At 59.4% G+C, this 17,200-nt stretch carries 12 protein-coding genes and 2 pseudogenes; 10 read left to right on the top strand and 4 right to left on the bottom strand.

Annotation, left to right across the window (positions count from 1 at the left end; genetic code table 11):
- Positions 1–122: 122 nt before the first annotated feature.
- A complete protein-coding gene (locus EN861_RS09045; RefSeq protein ID WP_245330128.1) occupies positions 123–1,643 on the top strand; it encodes an aldehyde dehydrogenase in 1,521 nt (506 codons plus the stop codon).
- 167 nt (positions 1,644–1,810) lie between these two features.
- Here EN861_RS09045 and EN861_RS36180 read toward each other — a convergent pair whose 3' ends face one another.
- The gene (locus EN861_RS36180) at positions 1,811–2,167 is read right to left on the bottom strand and encodes a hypothetical protein (protein ID WP_245330129.1); all 357 of its coding nucleotides are present in this window, start codon (positions 2,165–2,167) and stop codon (positions 1,811–1,813) included.
- Positions 2,168–2,268: 101 nt separating this feature from the next.
- Between EN861_RS36180 and EN861_RS36175 the strand changes: the two genes are divergently transcribed.
- Positions 2,269–2,427 carry a hypothetical protein gene (locus EN861_RS36175; RefSeq protein WP_245486586.1) on the top strand — a complete coding sequence of 53 codons (159 nt, stop codon included), beginning with the start codon at positions 2,269–2,271 and terminating at the stop codon, positions 2,425–2,427.
- Here EN861_RS36175 and EN861_RS36170 read toward each other — a convergent pair.
- Positions 2,384–2,881, bottom strand: coding sequence for a hypothetical protein (locus EN861_RS36170; protein ID WP_245501434.1), 498 nt, complete (start codon positions 2,879–2,881; stop codon positions 2,384–2,386). The two genes, EN861_RS36175 and EN861_RS36170, sit on opposite strands and share 44 nt — an antisense overlap.
- A 334-nt stretch (positions 2,882–3,215) precedes the next feature.
- On the opposite strand from EN861_RS36170, the gene EN861_RS35355 reads away from it, so the two are divergent.
- The 3 genes and pseudogenes from EN861_RS35355 to istB all read left to right on the top strand — a co-directional run bounded on the left by EN861_RS35355 (position 3,216) and on the right by istB (position 6,006).
- Complete coding sequence (locus EN861_RS35355) at positions 3,216–3,446, top strand: hypothetical protein (RefSeq protein ID WP_189343599.1); 231 nt, start codon at positions 3,216–3,218, stop codon at positions 3,444–3,446.
- 200 nt (positions 3,447–3,646) lie between these two features.
- Positions 3,647–5,181: pseudogene (gene istA / locus EN861_RS09035) on the top strand (IS21 family transposase).
- Between the two features lie 16 nt (positions 5,182–5,197).
- Positions 5,198–6,006: pseudogene (gene istB / locus EN861_RS09030) on the top strand (IS21-like element helper ATPase IstB).
- Between the two features lie 167 nt (positions 6,007–6,173).
- On the opposite strand, the gene EN861_RS09025 reads toward istB, so the two are convergent.
- Positions 6,174–7,421 carry an acetyl-CoA carboxylase biotin carboxylase subunit family protein gene (locus EN861_RS09025; protein ID WP_128314333.1) on the bottom strand — a complete coding sequence of 416 codons (1,248 nt, stop codon included), beginning with the start codon at positions 7,419–7,421 and terminating at the stop codon, positions 6,174–6,176.
- Positions 7,422–7,826: 405 nt separating this feature from the next.
- Between EN861_RS09025 and EN861_RS09020 the strand changes: the two genes are divergently transcribed.
- A complete protein-coding gene (locus EN861_RS09020; protein ID WP_128314332.1) occupies positions 7,827–8,789 on the top strand; it encodes a LysR family transcriptional regulator in 963 nt (320 codons plus the stop codon).
- A gap of 124 nt (positions 8,790–8,913) precedes the next feature.
- On the opposite strand, the gene EN861_RS09015 is transcribed toward EN861_RS09020, so the two are convergent.
- The gene (locus EN861_RS09015) at positions 8,914–9,396 is read right to left on the bottom strand and encodes an Lrp/AsnC family transcriptional regulator (protein WP_095489421.1); all 483 of its coding nucleotides are present in this window, start codon (positions 9,394–9,396) and stop codon (positions 8,914–8,916) included.
- A gap of 764 nt (positions 9,397–10,160) precedes the next feature.
- Between EN861_RS09015 and EN861_RS09010 the strand changes: the two genes are divergently transcribed.
- The 4 genes from EN861_RS09010 (at position 10,161) to EN861_RS08995 (ending at position 17,028) form a co-directional block, all read left to right on the top strand.
- Positions 10,161–11,033: an alpha/beta hydrolase gene (locus tag EN861_RS09010; RefSeq protein ID WP_127396061.1), complete on the top strand. Its 873-nt coding sequence runs from the start codon at positions 10,161–10,163 to the stop codon at positions 11,031–11,033.
- Positions 11,034–11,251: 218 nt separating this feature from the next.
- The gene (locus EN861_RS09005) at positions 11,252–12,649 is read left to right on the top strand and encodes an MmgE/PrpD family protein (protein WP_128314331.1); all 1,398 of its coding nucleotides are present in this window, start codon (positions 11,252–11,254) and stop codon (positions 12,647–12,649) included.
- 594 nt (positions 12,650–13,243) lie between these two features.
- Positions 13,244–14,833 (top strand): ABC transporter substrate-binding protein, encoded by a 1,590-nt coding sequence (locus EN861_RS09000; protein ID WP_095489423.1) that lies wholly within the window; start codon positions 13,244–13,246, stop codon positions 14,831–14,833.
- 611 nt (positions 14,834–15,444) lie between these two features.
- Positions 15,445–17,028 (top strand): ABC transporter substrate-binding protein, encoded by a 1,584-nt coding sequence (locus EN861_RS08995; protein ID WP_128314547.1) that lies wholly within the window; start codon positions 15,445–15,447, stop codon positions 17,026–17,028.
- The last annotated feature ends 172 nt before the right edge of the window (positions 17,029–17,200 follow it).

The raw sequence follows: 17,200 nt of genomic DNA, 5'->3' as shown, positions 1-17,200 counted from the left end.
TGGCCGTGCGAGTCGTCCACTAATCCGCCGGCGTCTGGTTGCTGACGAGCATGCAGGAAACCCGCCGAGCGGCTCCCGCCACCAAGGTCGACGCGTAGCAGCGGTGCTGAGTGGACAACTGGTTGAGCCCTTTGGAAGGATCAGCCTATGTGACGAAAGGCAAAGCAATGACCACGCCAATCAGCTTGATGACAGGCGAGCACACCGATATCTATGTCGACGGCGAGCTCCGGCCGGCCCATTCGTCGGCTAGGATTCCGGTCGTGAACCCGGCGGATGAGCTGGAATTTGCGACAATCCCCAATGGCGACAAGCACGACGTTTCTGCGGCAGTGGATGCCGCACGTGCGGCGTTCCGGAACTCCGGGTGGCCTCAGCTGCCGCCGTCGCAGCGAGCCCATTATTTGCGCAGACTCGCGCGTGCAATCGAGGATCGCGCCGAGCAGCTGGGCGCCGTTGTCACGGCGCAGATCGGGATGCCCCTGGTAAGCTCCGTGCAATCCAATGGGAGCGGCACATCGAAATTTTACCGCTACTATGCCGAGCTTGCCGATCAACTAGAAGTCGAATCCGAGCGCATAGGACACGAGTTGCGAACTGTCATTCGGAGGGAGCCGGTAGGTGTTGCCGGATTGATTGTACCGTGGAACGGCCCTCAGGGCGCAATCGCATGGAAGCTGGCACCAGCGTTGGCCGCTGGTTGTACGACGGTCGTTAAGCCCGCACCGGAAGCATCACTGGACTCATACCTGCTCGCTGAAGCCTTAGGCGAGGCAGGCATTCCCCCCGGCGTCGTCAATATCGTGTTCGGTGCGCGCGAAACAGGAGCATTGGTTGCGTCGCATCCGGGTGTCGACAAAGTGTCATTTACCGGTTCAACGCACGCTGGTCGCCAGGTTGCACTGGCCTGTGCCAAGCGCTTCGCGCGCGTTACGCTCGAGCTTGGCGGCAAGTCGGCGGCGTTGCTGCTCGAGGATGTCGATCTTGACACGTTTCTCCCCTTAGTCGCGCCGGCGTGCATCCCATTCAGCGGTCAGATCTGTCACGCCCTGACCCGCGTCCTTGCTCCGCGCGCACGGTACGACGAAGTCGTCGAAGGAATTGCGAACAAGGTGGCTGGGCTAGTCGTGGGCCACCCGCTCAATCCAGCGACGCAGGTCGGGCCACTGGTGGCGAAGCGGCAGCGTGTTCGCGTCGAGGAGTACATTGCATCTGGATGCGTGCAGGGCGCGAAGGTCGTTACCGGCGGTCGGCGTCCGCAGGGACTTGACGTCGGATATTATCTCGAGCCAACGGTCTTCCGTGATGTCGACACATCTATGCGGATCGCGCAGGAGGAGATCTTCGGGCCGGTGGTGTCTGTGATCCCGTACCACAACGAGGAGGAGGCGATCGCGATCTGCAACGGCACTACGTATGGCCTGGGTGGTGCGGTGTTCACGTCCGACCCTGAGCGGGGCATGGCGATTGCGCGCCGAGTGGAGGCTGGTGTTGTCGGCATCAACCGTTACGCGCTTCACATCGACGCGCCATTCGGCGGTGTCAAGGAAAGCGGCCTTGGTCGGGAACTCGGACCTGAGGGGCTGGCAGCATTCCTCGAGATTAAGTCGATCTTTCCGGCCCAACGGTCGAGTGCAGTGTAATGCGTGCCCAACTGCGCGGGACTAGTGAGGTTATTGAAGTGCAGGGATTGGCGTTGGACGCGAGAACCAGAACCTGAGCTCAAAATTTCCAGGCTCGCGTGTTTTTGCTTATTGGCTTCGCCTGTCCGTGTGCCGCTTCGGCCCGCGTGGCCGCCAATGCCGAAGCATCAGCTCGTAGGCACGCTCGGCATTCTCGGCCACGCTTTATCGCTGTTTCGCAAACTCTTCACGTTGTAGGCGTGAGCCGAACCGCGACGACCGAGACCGCGGTCGCCCGGCGCGCCAGCCTTGAGAGCGAGCTGCCTCTGCTTTGCTGCCACCAACGCCGCGCGAGCCCAGAAGTAGTCCTGCTCTTTCGTCAGCAGATGCCTCATCAACATCGTGAGCTTGCGGGCGACCGCCACGGCTGCGACCTGATGGCCACGCTTGTTGCGGATGCGCAGAAAGAAGGCTCTGAGCAGACCAGGCGCTTCGCCGCAGACCGGGCGCCTCGACCAGCATGGCGCGGGCGTGGGAACGCCCATGCTTGCTGATCCGCCCATATTGCGCCAAGCCGAGACCGGATTGGCGCGCGCGGATTGAGGCCGAAGTAGCTCACCAGCCTCTGCGGTTGCCGGAACCGCCGATGTCGCCCACGGCGGCGATGATACCGCTCGCGACCATCGCATTGAGCCGGTCGTCGTCTGAAGCCGCCGGCTTGCACATCATCAGCCGCTTCCCAGGCGATGTCGCGATCGAGGTCAGCCAGATCTTCGGCCAGGCGATCGATCTCGCGGATGTGTGACGATCGCGGCCCCGCTCGTTGTCAGGAAGCACCTGCCGCTCGAGCCAGGCGAGCGGCACTTTGCACGAGGTGCGCCTGCAGGATGCATCTCGTTCTTCACGCCCGTCCGATGCCGCACGGCCTGGTTGCACCGCGCGACCAGACCGCGAAGCCGCTCGGCCCGCTCATCGGGAACCCAGACCTCAAGCAGAAAGCCGCTGGCATGGAGCTGCGCCAGAACGCCGGCATCGATCTTGCCGGTCCTGATACTGGCATGGGCGATCGCCTTCACCTGCATCGGGTTGGCCACAATCACCCGGCCGACATAGGGCGACAGAACCCGCACTACCGCCATGCGTCGCAAACTGCGGCCAACCCCTTTTAGTCCCGAGCGGGTCATGTCGACCCGTCCGTGATGGCGCAGCCGGCCGTCTTCCCAAACTACCACCTTCGCAAAGGTGCGGTGGATATCCATTCCAATCACACATCTGATCGGCTCCCTCTCCTCAAACAGTCGGGAGCCAACGGACGGCACACCTACGGATCCGCGCTCTCGGCGCAACCGGGCAAGTCGCAGGGAACGCGAGTCGCAGCTCATCGAATTGATCGGTCTGCCCGTACGTGCTCCCGGCGCTCCTGTCCCGGATGGCCGCACCATCCCCGAAAATCGCTCATCTCCAGCGGGGATCGGATCGCGCCGTCATGGGTCATACCGGTTACAAACGCCACGAGGCGTTGAACCAAACGCGGTCATGTCCCAATGCCCGCAATGAACCTGCTATACTGGTTCTCAACCACGCCGCCGAGGAATGGAAACGCGCCCCGCGCGAGTGGTTCATGGCCAGGACACAATTCGCCGTCGTCTTCGGCGAAGGTTCGTCAGCTATGAAGCCGCCGATTTCGCCTTCGCCGATCACCGCCGTATCCATAAGACCGTCGAGCACGTCACGAGGAGCGCCGCCCAACGCCTCGAAAGCAGCGGCCTGACAGCGTATAAGCAGCAGCAGATCCTGTCGAAGCGGGCCAAATCAAGCGGCTGAAGCCGAGCACCAGAGAGAATAGCTGCGTGTTTCGGTAATTCCCGGACATCCTTTTCGCTAAATCCCGGACAGTGATTTCAGTAATTCGCGGACAGCGATTCCGCTAAATCCCGGACAGTTTTCGGAAGCGGATTTAGCGGTCGGTTCTTGGCTGCGCCGTTCTGGCAGTTTGGCCTCTCACGATGATGTTGAGAGGGGCCATGCCGAGACGGAAGCAAGCGAGACGAACGAGCGTGAGGGACATCCAAGCGATGTTGCGCCTGACCCATGAGCAGGGTCTTTCGGTGCGTGAAGTGTCGGAACGGCTGAAGATCAGCAAGACGACAGTATCGACCTATTTGCTACGGGCGCGGAAGGCCGGGCTGTCATGCTGGCCTTTGCCGCCGCGACGCGACACTTGAGCGGCTGCTGTTTGGCCGTGCCGGTCGTCCGCCGCAAGACCTAAGCGAACCGAACTTTGCGCTGATCGCCAGGGAGTTGAAGCGCAAGGGGGTGACGCTGACGCTGTTGTGGCAGGAGTATCGCGCCGCCCACCCCGACGGCTACGGCTACACCTGGTTCTGCGAGCACTTCGCCGCTTTCGAGCGCCGGACGAGCGCGACATTCCGCAACCGGCATGCGGCGGGCGCGGTGATGCAGACGGACTATGCCGGGCAGACGGTGCCGGTGATCGATCCGGCGACCGGCATCATTTACCCGGCGCAGATTTTTGTCGCGGTGCTGGGCGCCTCCAATCTGACCTTCGCCTTTGCCAGCTCCAGCCAGAAGCTGCCGGACTGGATCGAGGGCCAGGTGCGAGCGCTCGCCTTCTTCGGCGGCGTCACCAGAGCGATCGTGTGCGACAACCTGAAGGCCGGTGTCGTCAAGGCGCTGTGGTTCGAGCCGAGGCTGAACGCGACCTTTGCCGCGATGGGCACTACGACACCACTATCCTGCCGACCCGCAGCCGCAAGCCGCGCGACAAGGCCAAGGTCGAAGGCGCGGTGCTGATGTCGAGCGCTGGATTCTGGCGCGGCTGAGGAACCGATCCTTCTTCTCGATCGCCGAGCTCAACGCCGTGATCGCCGAACTGCTCGAGGAGCTGAACAACCGGCCGATGCGCCATGTCGGCCAAAGCCGCCGCGAACTGTTCGGGGAGATCGAGCGGCTGCCTTGAAGCCGCTGCCGGCGGCACCGTTCGAATACGCCGAGCGGGAAGTCGGCGAAGGTCCATCCTGACTACCATGTCGAGGTCGACAAGACGTTTTACTCGGTGCCGCACCGGCTGATCGGGCGCACCGTCGAGGTGCGGCTCACGCATCGAGTGGTCGAGATCTTCCACGATCACCAGCGTGTCGCCAGCCATGTCCGTCGCTCGCAGCGTTCCGGCCATGTCACCGTCAACGAACACATGCCCAAGGCGCACCAGCGCTACGCCAACACCACGCCGGCCAGCCTGATCAGCAGGGCGGCCAGGATCGGCCCCAACGCCGCCATCCTGGTCGAGCGCATGATGCGCGAGCGGCCGCATCCGGAACAGGGATACCGCTCGGCCATGGGCATCCTGTCGCTGGCGCCGCGCTATGGGCCGGAGCGTCTCGATGCCGCCTGCGAGCGGGCGCTGCTGATCAACGCGATCGCCTACTCCTCCGTCACCGCCATCCTCAAAGCCGGCCTCGACCGGGCCAGCTCCGCAGAACCGGCAAAGCCGACACCCCAGCACGCCAATATCCGCGGCTCCACCTATTACCAGTGAAGGAAAGGAAGAAAGAATGCTGACGAACCCCACCCTCGACCAGATGCAGGCCCTCGGTCTGGCCGGCATGGCTGCCGCCTGGCGCGAACTGGCCGACGCAACAACGCCAACGAGCTCAGCCGTGACGAGTGGCTCGGCCTGATGCTCGACCGGGAGGTCGCCATGCGGGCCGACAAGCGCGTCCGGAACCGGCTCGCCTCAGCCAGGCTGCGCTTTCCCGAAGCCTGCATCGAGGACATCGACTTTGCCGCGCCGCGCGGACTCGACCGGCGCAGCACCATGGCGCTCGCCCAGGGCGAATGGCTGAAAGCGCATGAAAACCTGATCGTCACCGGCCAGACCGGAACCGGCAAGTCGTGGCTGGCCTGCGCCTTCGGCCGGCAAGCGGCACGGCTCGATCATTCCGTGCTCTATGCGCGCGTGCCGCGCCTGTTCGAGGATTTGGCGCTCGCTCGTCTCGATGGCCGCTTCCCACGCCTCATCGACAAACTCACCCGCGCGCAACTGCTCATCCTCGATGACTTCGGAACCCACAGCCTCACCGACCAACAGCGCTTCCATCTGTTCGAAATCGTCGAGGAACGCTATCGCCGCAAATCCACCCTGATCACCGCCCAGGTCCCGGTGGCAAGATGGCATGACCTGATCGCAGACCCCACCGTCGCCGACGCCATTCTCGACCGGATCGTGCACAACGCCCACCGCATCGTGCTCCAGGGCGACAGCCGCGCCCCTCTTGACCGGCGCCGAAAACGGCGAAATCAATCATCCGTGAACGCAACAAGGCACCCAAGGACCGACGCCGCCAGACTGTCCCGACATTAGCGAAACCACTGTCAGGAATTAGCGGAACCCCTGTCCGGCTTTTGCGAAATACGCAAATAGCCAGATGATCCTCGGTGTCGTTGGTTCGTCGGTGAAGACGACATGTGAGGCAAAGTCGACCTGCGCCTGCTCGCCGGGCGTGGTCTCGAAGAATCCTATCCGCGCTCCTATGCCTTTTCCCGTTCGTCAACAGTGGGCAATGGCGTTATCGACCAACCAATTGAGGCGACGGCACGCTGGACTATCGCTTCCGTCTGAGCATAGGTGGGTGAAGCGGCGACGACATGCCCGATGCAGTCTCGGTAATCGCCTTTCCTTACGATTGGCGCCTTAGACTTAACATACAATCTTATCTCTGCGACACCTAGTAAAGCAGCTGCCCGGCCAGCGCCATCGGTCCAATCGAGGGTGCCATCGCTATCAGCAACAAGAAATCGCCCAACCGCAGTCCGCGAGTCTCTTTTGCGCAAGTTCGGCTCATCGCCGATGACAAGCTTGATGTGCTCGGTAATGAGATCGACACCGTGAGCAAGCTTAATCAGTAGAGGAGTGGGCGCACCACTAAGACGCGGATTGACTTCAATGACGACTGGGCCACGTTTGGTCAACCGGAGTTCAACACTTTTTGGCCCCCAGTCAAGGCCGAGAGCTGGCAAACAGCTGAGCGAAACATCGGCCATACGCTCATGCTCCTCATCAGTTAGCGGGGCCGGAAAAGTGCACTCTCGATAGACGAAGTGCGGTGGCGGATGGTAGTCAGCGGCGACAATCCCCACGACCTCATGTCCCATCACTGCAGCGACATACGCAGGGCCTTCTGCGAATTCTTCGACCAGCACTCTTGGCGGAGACCGCCATATGTGCCTCCCCTCCAACAGATAGGCCGTATGTTCGGCCAGCTCATCGGGGCTGCGGCACAATCGGACACCCATGCTGCCACTGCCTACGGCTGGCTTAACAATCACGGGAAGGCCGATCTCCGCGGCAGAGCTTTCTACGTCCGTCGCATTCGCTGCCAGGCGATAAGCAGGTATTGCAACGCCGGCCTCTGCGAGGAGCTGACGTTGAACGAATTTGTCGTAGCATTGTTCAATCGACGCGGGATCGGGACCCGGTAGATCAAAACACCGGCAGAGCTTACCAACTGTGGCAGAGACCGACTCGTCGTGGCCCGCAAAGCCGGTGATGCCGGCAATGCCAAATGTGGCATGCAGCCGGGAACATTCCTGGATTAGCGCATCGAGATTGTCTATATCGACACGAATTGTCTGAAGGTTTTCCGCTGCAAGATATTCGTACTGAGTCGGATCAGCCGACAGTGTAATCGGATGTAAACCAAGACGCTGAGCCGCTTGGACATAGAGCTGACCATTACCCCTATGACCTTCGATCAGGATGAGCGCTTTCCTTGCCATTGGCTGTCTCCTACGTTGTGTTCCTGCGACTTGCAGGAGCAAAAAATTGGCATCAGCCCGTTCGGCTTAGCCTGACCTCAGAAGTGAAAGTACCATCGCCGAGGATTTGCGGTTGCAAAGATTGTGTATTTTTATGCGAAGGATCTGCAACGGCTGGCCTAGCGGGTAGTGTGCCGAGAGTTCGGCAATACGCTGAGGGAAGCCCCACGAATGTGACACCCGCCTTGGAATTAATCTTTCATTCTCGATTGAAGACAAGTCATGCGAGGCGTGGAGCCAGCTTGGGTCGGCCTATTGCGGGGCGGTGCGGTAGTAGCTTAGTTTCGACGTTGAGGCTTGGGCAAGGTTCAGAGCTGACACGTCTGATCGGGGTGCCAAGTCGTCTCAAGTGAGCGGGCCGAACACGTGGATAATCAGATCGAGCTTCGCGCCCTCAGGCATTTCATCCGAGTGTCCGAACTTGGCAGCATCAGCCGAGCTGCGGTCGAGTTGCGCATAGCGCAACCCGCTTTATCCAGGCAAATGCGTCGCCTGGAGGAAACGCTCGGGGTGCAATTGTTCATTCGCGATGGCCGCGGAGTGAGGTTGACGGAAACTGCCGCCAAGCTCCGCGACGAAGTTGCGAATGTCTTGCTGCGGCTAGACAACGCTTGCCTTCAAGCTCGGATCGATGAAGGGAGTCCCTCCGGCGTCATTCGCGTGGGAGTTCTGCCCAACCTGGGTCCAACCTTCATGGCGGAGCTTATTTTAGGCTGCCGTCAACAATTCCCCCGTGTTAAGCTGAAATTGATCGAGGGGTTCACCTATCAAACCGCGAACTGGATCCAGAGCAAGCAGATCGATCTAGGCTTCGCTTACGATGTCGATAGTTATCGCCATCTGAGTCCCGAATTCCTCTTCAAAGAAAAAGTTTATTTGGTTGGATCAACAAAGAATTGGCCCTTCGGTGAGAGGGTCTTGTTGTCTGAATTGGAGGGCCTTCCGCTGATTATTCCGGCGCCGCCGAGTTACACGCGGCGACGCCTGGAGGCAGCCGCACACGACCAACAGCTGGAATTGACATTCAAGTACGAGATCGACTCGATACCTCTCATTAAGCGAATGATTGCACTGGATGAAGGCTACGGGATTTTTAGTCGTGCGTGCTTGTGGGAAGATCTCGAAGGCCCGAATCTATCTGTCGCGGCGATTGAGCGGTCTTCGCTAAGCTTTGAATTGGCGCTAACAACCGCATATGGGACAATACTGCCGCCCGCCGCACGGCACATCATATCATTTGTTGAGCAGATGGTTCGACGTTATGTCGAGCTCGGGCGCTGGTCGGGCGAGTTTATCACTGGCGGCCCGAGTTCATCGACCAACACTTGAAGTGGCTGGAGCACCGGCGGGCCGCTGGCTAACTGACTATTTTGTGATCGCCTGCAACGCACCTACTCGCGAGGTGGTTGCCGATCTTCGGAGGGCGCAGGTGTGCTACTGGCGCGCTTCCATTCTATTCGTCAATTGGTAGAGCCAATGATGCCTTAATTCGATCCATTACGACCATGGTTTTAAAGCCCTTGATATCGGGGTGCTCATGAAAAAAGCGACGGGTAAATGCCTCGTACTCGACCATATCACGCACCGAAATTGCGAGAACAAAATCTGCCTCACCTGTCACGTAATATCCGTTCATAATCTCGGGCGTGCGCCGGATCGCTTGTTTGAAACGATCGATGATGTCAGCGCGATCGCGCTCTAAAGTGATAGAGGCTAGCATGAGCATGGGCCTGCCGATCGCTTCTGGCGAGATTACAGCAACATCTGCCTGAATTACGCGCGCATCTCGAAGTCGCTTCAATCGCCGCTGGCATGCGGTTGCCGAAAGGCCTGCAAGTTCGCCCAATTCCTCTGTGGTAAGGCGATTATTACGTTGTACGGCAATGAGGAGTTTCCGATCAATTCGGTCCAAGTCTGGCGGCGGGGTATGCAACATTGGGGCTCCTCGCAGGAAAACTGCACGTTCTTGCCAATATTAGCCCAACTTCTGCGATGTGTCGCTCATACCGATTCCATATATCCGTTATGCGCTGGCTGTCTCCGGGTCGCCTGGCAGGGCGCGGACGCCCAATACGACCGCGTGACTGGGAGCGGCCCGGCTGCTACGGGTGAGGCCATCATCGCCCTCGGCGCATCGGAAGAGGCATGGTATCGATTTCTTGAGATGCGCCCGTCATCGGACCGATCCACGCCAATGGATCGAAGTTTTTTTATGTTGCCCCGATCATCTTAGATGGCAGTGGCGAAGGAGGTTACGGTGATACGTGATGCCGTGTGATGCCTGGGCCGGAAATGGGTGGGTCGGTGCCACTTGGGCTCCTCCTCGGCTGCCTTGAGGCCGCAGTTCACAGTTGCGCTCGGCGGCTTCGACTTCCACCGCATCCTGGCGGCGCGACATGCGATGCGGTGCTGCGATGCTGTTACCCGCAAACCAGCACTACTCGCTCAGCGAATTTGCAGAACTCTAGGCAAATACGGCCAGCACATGGACGGTGCCACAATCCAGTACCTGTTTTTCCGTTCCTTTGGTCTGTCCAGTGGAGGGACAGCGCCCAAAAAACGCCGGTTTCCTGCGCGACAAAGTAAAACTTTGCGCAGCATGGTGACCGCGGGCTTGGTAGGGTTGGGGCGCTCGCTGGCAGGCTGCAGTTTCCGCACAGCGCTTCAAGGCCTGCGGCTCGTCTTACGTCAAGGAAAAAGATGATCTCTGAACGCAGCATTTCAGTCAGTGGTATCGGGACCTCATACTATGAGAGCGGAATAGGCGAGCCTATCGTATCCCTGCACGGTGCCGGCTTCGGCGCAGACGGAAAAAGTTCCTTTGTGCGTCAGCTCAACGACCTATCCGATCAGTTCAGGGTTATCGCGGTAGATCAACTGCAGTGTGGCGGGACCGATTATCCCGCCGATCAAAAATTCGTAAATCGCCTTGGTCGTGTAGACCACGTGATTGGCTTCATCGAAGCGCTGGGGTTGAAGCAGATCACCCTCGTCGGTCATTCAGAAGGGTCATTCGTCGCCGCGCGGGTCGCGATCCTGCGTCCGGATCTTGTCTCGAGGCTTGTATTGCTGACAGCCAGTTCCGTCTCTCCGGCCTATGGGGACGACCGCGACGAAACTTGGTGGCAGGCCTATACGGAAGCTTACGACAATTCCAGTCCGATGCCGAGCGAAGAGGAATACGTCGCCGCCTGGCGAAAGAGCACCCGCGCCTATGGGCAGGATGTGGAAGAGGCTAAGAGAGAGGCCTATCGGCGGGCCGCGGCGCGCGGGCAATACGAGATTCTCCAGAGCCTGCCCGAAGAAGAAACCAATCTCCGTCTGTATGTTGTGCTGCAGCAAACCCATGTGTTCCCGTACCTTGATCGGCTTCGGGCCGAGACATTGATTATCTGGTCCAAGAACGACCCCACCGTGCCGCCTGACCGCGGTATAAAGCTGGCAAAGCTGATCAAGAATTCGGATTTCCACCTGCTGAACAATGCGGGGCATGACGTCCAGATCGACCAGAGCGAAGCAGTGAACAGACTCATCCGGCACTGGACTGCTAAATCACCAACTAAGGGAAACTAGCAACTGTTCGATCCCAGGTGGCTGCGGGGGCGAATACTGCAACGCCCTTGCGCCGGGTGCGCCATCTGTTTCTGAGGAAGAGATATGCAGAACAAACTGATGGTCGCTCAATCAAAGCTGATTGGCAACGCATGCCATGGCAATCTCGACCCGGGGGCAGGGGCAGTTGTACCTACATGTTTGCCGGTATTCTGTTAATTAGGGCAGGAGTTTTGACGATGGATTTGACGGCGCAACTCATCAGGCACGTTATTGAAACGCAAAAAGAGACAATACCTAAGGAGTCGATTGAACGCGCGAAACTTTCCATTCTCGACACGCTTGCCAGCGCGATCGGCGGATCGGATGACCAGATCGCGCACTTCGCTCGTCGGCTGGGCAGCTTGTCCGGCGGCAAGGCAGAATGCACCGTCTGGGTTTCTGGAGAAAAGCTTCCTGCCTGCTTGGCGGTCCTTGTCAACGCCACCACAGCTAGAGCCGTCGACTTTGATGATACCTACGAGCTTTGTATCAACGGCTGCCACGCCAGCGCTTACAATGTGCCGCCGGCGCTGGCGCTCGCGGAACGCGATCCTTCGATTACCGGGAGCGAATTGCTCATCGCATTAGCGACGGCTATGGATCTGCACATGCGTCTTGCGCGTAGCGTGACGAGCCATTCTTTGAAAACCGGCCGCGATAATATTGTCGCAGTGTGGGGCACCACCGCGGTTAGCACAAAATTGCTGCGGCTCGATGAAGAGAAAACCCGTAATGCATTCGGCATCGCTTACGCCCACGCCGCCGGGGAAGTACAGATGTATGAGGAAGGCGCGCACACTGTGGCGCTGCAACAAGGATTGCGGGCGCGTTCGGGGGTGGAATCGGCCCTGTCTGCTATGGTGGGTTTCAACGGTCCGCGGGAGCCGTTCTTTGGTAAGTATGGCTTCTACAGAGCCTTCGAACCGAGCTACGACGTCGATTTGCTTATGGAGAAGCTTGGTGAGGATTATGTGAACACTGAGATCAGCTTCAAAGCTTGGCCGGCTTGCAGGGCTATGCATCCCGGGATCGATGGACTGAAGCAATTGCGCGACAAGCACGGCTTCAAGGGGGAGGATATTGTCTCACTTGAGCTCGGGGTGAACCGTCTCGTCGCTGAGAGTTATGTGGTACAGCCGCGCGACCAAAAGTGGAACCCAAAGGACCCGGTCGTCGCGCGCTTCAGCCTGCCTTACGTCATCTCTGTCGCGGCCCAACACGGCAGAGTAGGAATCAACGATTTCCATCCGGAAGCATTTGAGGATCCGGCTGTGCGCCGCATCATGGCTGTCACGAAGATTGAAGTTGATCCAGAGATCGATCGTACTCACGGTCTGCATCAAAATTCGCCGACAGCAGTTACTGTGAAGCTAAGGGGCGGCGCAGAACATTTCATTCGGATTGACAAGCCATTCGGCCATCCGGACAATCCGGCTTCGCTCGCCGATGGCATGCGTAAACTCAAAGCTTGCGCCGAAACGTCCATGTTGCCGTTCTCCGATACACAGCTCGAGTCGATTGGGGAATTCGTCGAGGACCTTGATAGGCGGCCCACGTTGGCACCGCTATTCGAGCTGCTTGTTGGCGGTAAGTAGTCACGAACGTGCGAAATCAATGCTGGATCTCGGCCGCACTGGCTGCGCGCTTGCGATGTTGCTCGCAGACGAAGCCAAGCGCAACCGTTCGCGGCCTCAGCACGGCGTGGTCTTCGCTGGAAAAGCATATCGTATTCAGAAAGCCGCTTAACCGAAGGTCGATCGGACGGACTTGAAGGTGCTGAAGACATTCAACTCGACGTATACGGGGCGACGGTTGCGTGTTTGAAGCCGGCCCCGCAGTCGTCTGCTACTCAAGACGTCCACCACGAAATTCATGCATCCAAGGCGACGGCTCAAGGAGTGAGCCCGTCGGCCGGCCTGGAAGGCGGCTTTACGCTTTTCCTGGTTGCCCGATCACGTCGGCTCACGTCGAATGTCCGGCGCTTACGGTTGTGATAACTCCGCTCAATTCCCCGTGTTTCAGACCGGTCATCTGGGCGATCGTGCGCGAATGACGCCTTAAACGCCGATTTCCTGCGGCGTTAGAAGGACAGTTCGTTCAATGCGGCACATTGGTGCTGGTACTGTACTCAAAATAGAGGCCGCATTGTCCGGCCCCAAGGGAACATGTCTGAAATGAGGAGCATCCAAATGTCGCAGGAACTTGACTATCTTAGCCTCCGTGTCGCTGCGGGCGGGCTGAGCCGGCGTGAATTTCTCGGCCGTGCGACGGCGCTCGGCGTGAGCGCCGCCTTCGCCAACTCGCTTCTTGCCGGCGGCGCGAAGGCGCAGGTGCCGCAAAGGGGCGGCATTCTGAAAGCCGGCCTCCAGGGCGGTGCGGCGACCGACAGCCTCGACCCAGGGGCCTTCTCAGCCTCGGTCGCGATTGCCTTCAGCAAATGTTGGGGCGAGTTGCTGATGGAACTGACCCCCGACGGTGGCGTCGAAAGCCGTCTCGCCGAGGAAGTCGGTTCGTCCAAGGACGCCAGAACCTGGACGATGAAGATCCGCAAGGGTGTCGAGTTCCACAACGGCAAGACCGTTACAGCGCAAGATGTGGTGGCGACACTTGAGCGTCACTCCGACGCGAAATCAAAATCCGGCGCGCTGGGCTTGCTAGGGACCATCGACACGATTAAGGCGAATGGCGACGAGGTCGTGGTGACGCTGAAGGGCGGCAATGCTGATTTCCCTTATATGATGACCGATTATCATCTCGTCATTCAGCCAAACGGGGGCAAGGACGATCCGGCCGCCGGCATCGGCGCCGGCCCCTACAAGGTCACGGTCAACGAGCCGGGCGTACGGCACGGGGGCGAAAGATTCAAGAACTACTGGCAGGGCGACAAGCGCGGCCATGCCGATCAGATCGAGATAACCGTCATCAACGACGCCACGGCGCGCATTTCGGCCTTGCGAAGCAACCAGGTCCACATGATCGACCGCGTAGAGCCGAAGGTCGTCGACCTGGTCAAACGTATCCCCGGCGTGACCGTCCAGAACGTTTCGGGGCGCGGCTACTATTGCTTTAACATGTTCTGCGACACGCCTCCCTTCGACAACAACGATCTCAGGATGGCGCTCAAGCTCGCCATGGACCGCGAGCAGATGCTCGACAAGATCCTGCGCGGCTACGGCTCGGTGGGTAACGACTTCCCAATCAACGAAGCCTACCCGCTATTTTCCGACGATATTGAGCAGCGGGCCTTCGATCCGGACAAAGCCAAGTTCCACTATCAGAAGTCGGGCCACAGCGGGCCAATCCTGCTCAGGACCTCCGATGTTGCCTTCCCCGGCGCCGTCGACGCCGCCCAGCTCTACCAGCAGAGCTGCACCAAAGCCGGCATCACTATCGAGGTCAAGCGCGAGCCGAGCGATGGCTACTGGTCCGAGGTCTGGTTAAAGCAGCCGTTCGCGACTTCCTTTTGGACCGGTCGCGCGACGCAGGACCAGGCTTACTCGGTCGCCTATCTGTCGACGGCGGCGTGGAATGACACGCGCTTCGCTAACGAGAAGTTCGACAAGCTTCTCATCGAGGCGCGCGCCGAACTCGACCAGGACAAGCGCAAGAACCTCTATCGCGAGATGGCCATCATCGTTCGCGACGAGGGCGGCGTGATCGCACCGTTCTTCAACCAGTTCATCGATGCGACAGGGCCGGGCGTGAAGGGATTCGTGAAGCATCCTGCGCGGGATTTTAGCAACGCCTCCGCATTGGCGGAATGCTGGCTCGAAGCCTGAACGGCGTGACTTACGGCCTGATGCCGGTTGCCCAGCGCCACGCGCTGGGCAACGGCATCAGGATTTCGACATTAGGAGCACATGAAACGTGTCGACGCTCTCCTCGACGCTGGCCGCGTCGGCTTCATGGGTCTTGATTGAGGACGTGGGCCTCATCCTGTAGCCACGGACGGCCTAGATCCGCATGAGCTCAGCAGTCCGCGCTTAAACCGACCGGGTCACTGCGCCGCGCTGTGGCGCGGCTCAAGTGGCCGGCACCTCGACGCGCGAAGCCGCGTTTCCTAAGAGTCCGGCGGGGTTGGCTGCCACACCTTCAACGCGCGCGCTGCGGAGGCACAGGACCGCACGCCCGCCATTCGAATGTGACCGAGAAGCGCGGGCGGGTCATCTAGGTAGGGTCATGATCACGTCGTGCCCTGCTGAACACTCCCCCTTCGAGCGGCAAGGTCATGTGACGGATCCTGCGCGATTGGGGGCCAAAACGCCGATTTTGTGCTCGGACAGACGAGCGATACATGCAAAGCGACACATTGATGCTGGTACCAATGGTACTCTAAATAGTGGCCGCGTCGTCCGGCCCTAAGGGAACGATATTACCGAGGAGCATCCAAATGTCGCAGGAACTCGATTATCTCAGCCTCCGCGTCGCTGCGGGCCGGCTGAGCCGGCGTGAATTTCTTGGCCGCGCAACGGCGCTCGGCGTCTCGGCGACGTTTGCGAATTCGCTCCTTACTAGCGCTGCGCGAGCGGAGGGGCCCGTACGCGGCGGTATCCTTAAGGGCGGCCTTTCTGGAGGTAGCGCGACCGATAGTCTCGATCCGGCGACGTTCTCGACTTTGTCATCGATTTTCGGCGCCTGCTGGGGCGAGTATCTCGTTGCGATGGTGCCAGACGGCGGACTGGAGAACCGCATAGCTGAAAGCGTTGAGGCCAGCAAGGACGCCAAAACCTGGACGATGAAGATCCGCAAGGGGCTCGAGTTCCACAACGGCAAGGCCGTGACAGCGAAGGATGTGGCGGCGACTCTCGAGCGTCACTCTGACCCGAAGTCGAAGTCCGGCGCGCTCGGCGTGCTGAAGAGCATCGACACCATCAACGCGAATGGTGACGAAGTAGTCGTAACGTTGAAGGATGCCAATGCTGACTTCCCTTACCTTATGACCGACTATCACCTCATTATTCAGCCGAATGGGGGGAAGGACAATCCAGCCGAAGGCATCAGCGCTGGGCCGTACAAGGCGAGCGTCAACGAGCCCGGCGTTCGGTACGGCGGCGAGCGTTTCGCCAATTTCTGGCAGCCAGATAAGATGGGTTTTGCCGACCAGGTTGAGCTCCTCGCCATCAATGACGCGACGGCTCGTATCTCCGCGCTGCAGGCCGGCCAGGTGCATATAATCGACAAGGTCGAGCCCAAGGTCATCGATCTAATCAAGCGGGCGCCCAACTTGATAGTGGAGGCCGTCTCGGGTCCCGGCTACTATTGCTTCAACATGTTCTGCGACACCGCGCCCTTCGACAACAACGATCTGAGAATGGCATTAAAGCTTGCAATCGACCGTCAGGAGATGCTCGATAAAATCCTGCGCGGCTACGGCACGCTCGGCAATGACTTCCCGGTCAACAACGCATACAGCCTGTTTCCCGAAGACATCCCCCAGCGCGAATTCGATACCGACCAAGCCAAGCATTATTACAAAAAATCTGGTCACAACGGCCCAATCCTCCTTCGGGTCGCCAACGCCGGCTTCCCTGGAGCGGTCGATGCTGCACAACTCTACCAGCAGAGCTGTGCCAAAGCCGGCATCGCCCTTGAGATCCAGCGCGTGCCAGACGACGGCTTCTGGTCGGAGGTCTGGAACAAACAACCCTTCTGCAATACTTACTGGTCAGGCCGAGCGACGCAGGACCAGATGTACTCGACCACGTATCTGTCAACGGCCGAATGGAACGACACCCACTTCTCTAACGAGAAGTTCGACAAGCTTCTCATCGAAGCGCGCGCTGAACTCGATCAGGATAAGCGGAAGAACCTCTATCGCGAGATAGCCATCATTGTTCGCGATGAGGGAGGCGTGATCGTGCCAATGTTCAACCAGGCCGTCGACGCTATTTCCGACAAGGTTGGCGGCTATGTCGCTTGGCACGACGCTCTGATGAACAGCTTGGCTTTTACCAAATGCTGGCTAAAGGCCTAGTTCGTCGGCGTCGTTAACCTTCAGCTCGGACGCTATCCGGCAACTCTCTCATCGGCTAGGCATAGTTCGCATGATCCGAACAGGGACAGCTCATAAGATCTTGTTGGTGACGCGATGTAGGTGACCCCCCTCGCCGAGCTGCTTGTTGGGGATAAGCGCGCCAATTACCCTC

It is taken from the genome of Mesorhizobium sp. M8A.F.Ca.ET.218.01.1.1 (assembly GCF_004791165.1).
GTDB lineage: Bacteria > Pseudomonadota > Alphaproteobacteria > Rhizobiales > Rhizobiaceae > Mesorhizobium.
The sequence above is the reverse complement of the archived record's forward strand: the minus strand, read 5'-3'. Positions and strand labels throughout refer to the sequence as shown.

What these genes read in the sequence shown, in the direction of transcription:
- EN861_RS36180 (WP_245330129.1), bottom strand. Translation starts at nt 2,167, where the DNA reads ATGGGCGTTCCCACGCCCGCGCCATGCTGGTCGAGGCGCCCGGTCTGC.
- EN861_RS36175 (WP_245486586.1), top strand. Translation starts at nt 2,269, where the DNA reads ATGTCGCCCACGGCGGCGATGATACCGCTCGCGACCATCGCATTGAGC.
- EN861_RS36170 (WP_245501434.1), bottom strand. Translation starts at nt 2,881, where the DNA reads ATGGATATCCACCGCACCTTTGCGAAGGTGGTAGTTTGGGAAGACGGC.
- EN861_RS35355 (WP_189343599.1), top strand. Translation starts at nt 3,216, where the DNA reads ATGGAAACGCGCCCCGCGCGAGTGGTTCATGGCCAGGACACAATTCGC.
- EN861_RS09025 (WP_128314333.1), bottom strand. Translation starts at nt 7,421, where the DNA reads ATGGCAAGGAAAGCGCTCATCCTGATCGAAGGTCATAGGGGTAATGGT.
- EN861_RS09015 (WP_095489421.1), bottom strand. Translation starts at nt 9,396, where the DNA reads ATGTTGCATACCCCGCCGCCAGACTTGGACCGAATTGATCGGAAACTC.
- EN861_RS09010 (WP_127396061.1), top strand. Translation starts at nt 10,161, where the DNA reads ATGATCTCTGAACGCAGCATTTCAGTCAGTGGTATCGGGACCTCATAC.
- EN861_RS09005 (WP_128314331.1), top strand. Translation starts at nt 11,252, where the DNA reads ATGGATTTGACGGCGCAACTCATCAGGCACGTTATTGAAACGCAAAAA.
- EN861_RS09000 (WP_095489423.1), top strand. Translation starts at nt 13,244, where the DNA reads ATGTCGCAGGAACTTGACTATCTTAGCCTCCGTGTCGCTGCGGGCGGG.
- EN861_RS08995 (WP_128314547.1), top strand. Translation starts at nt 15,445, where the DNA reads ATGTCGCAGGAACTCGATTATCTCAGCCTCCGCGTCGCTGCGGGCCGG.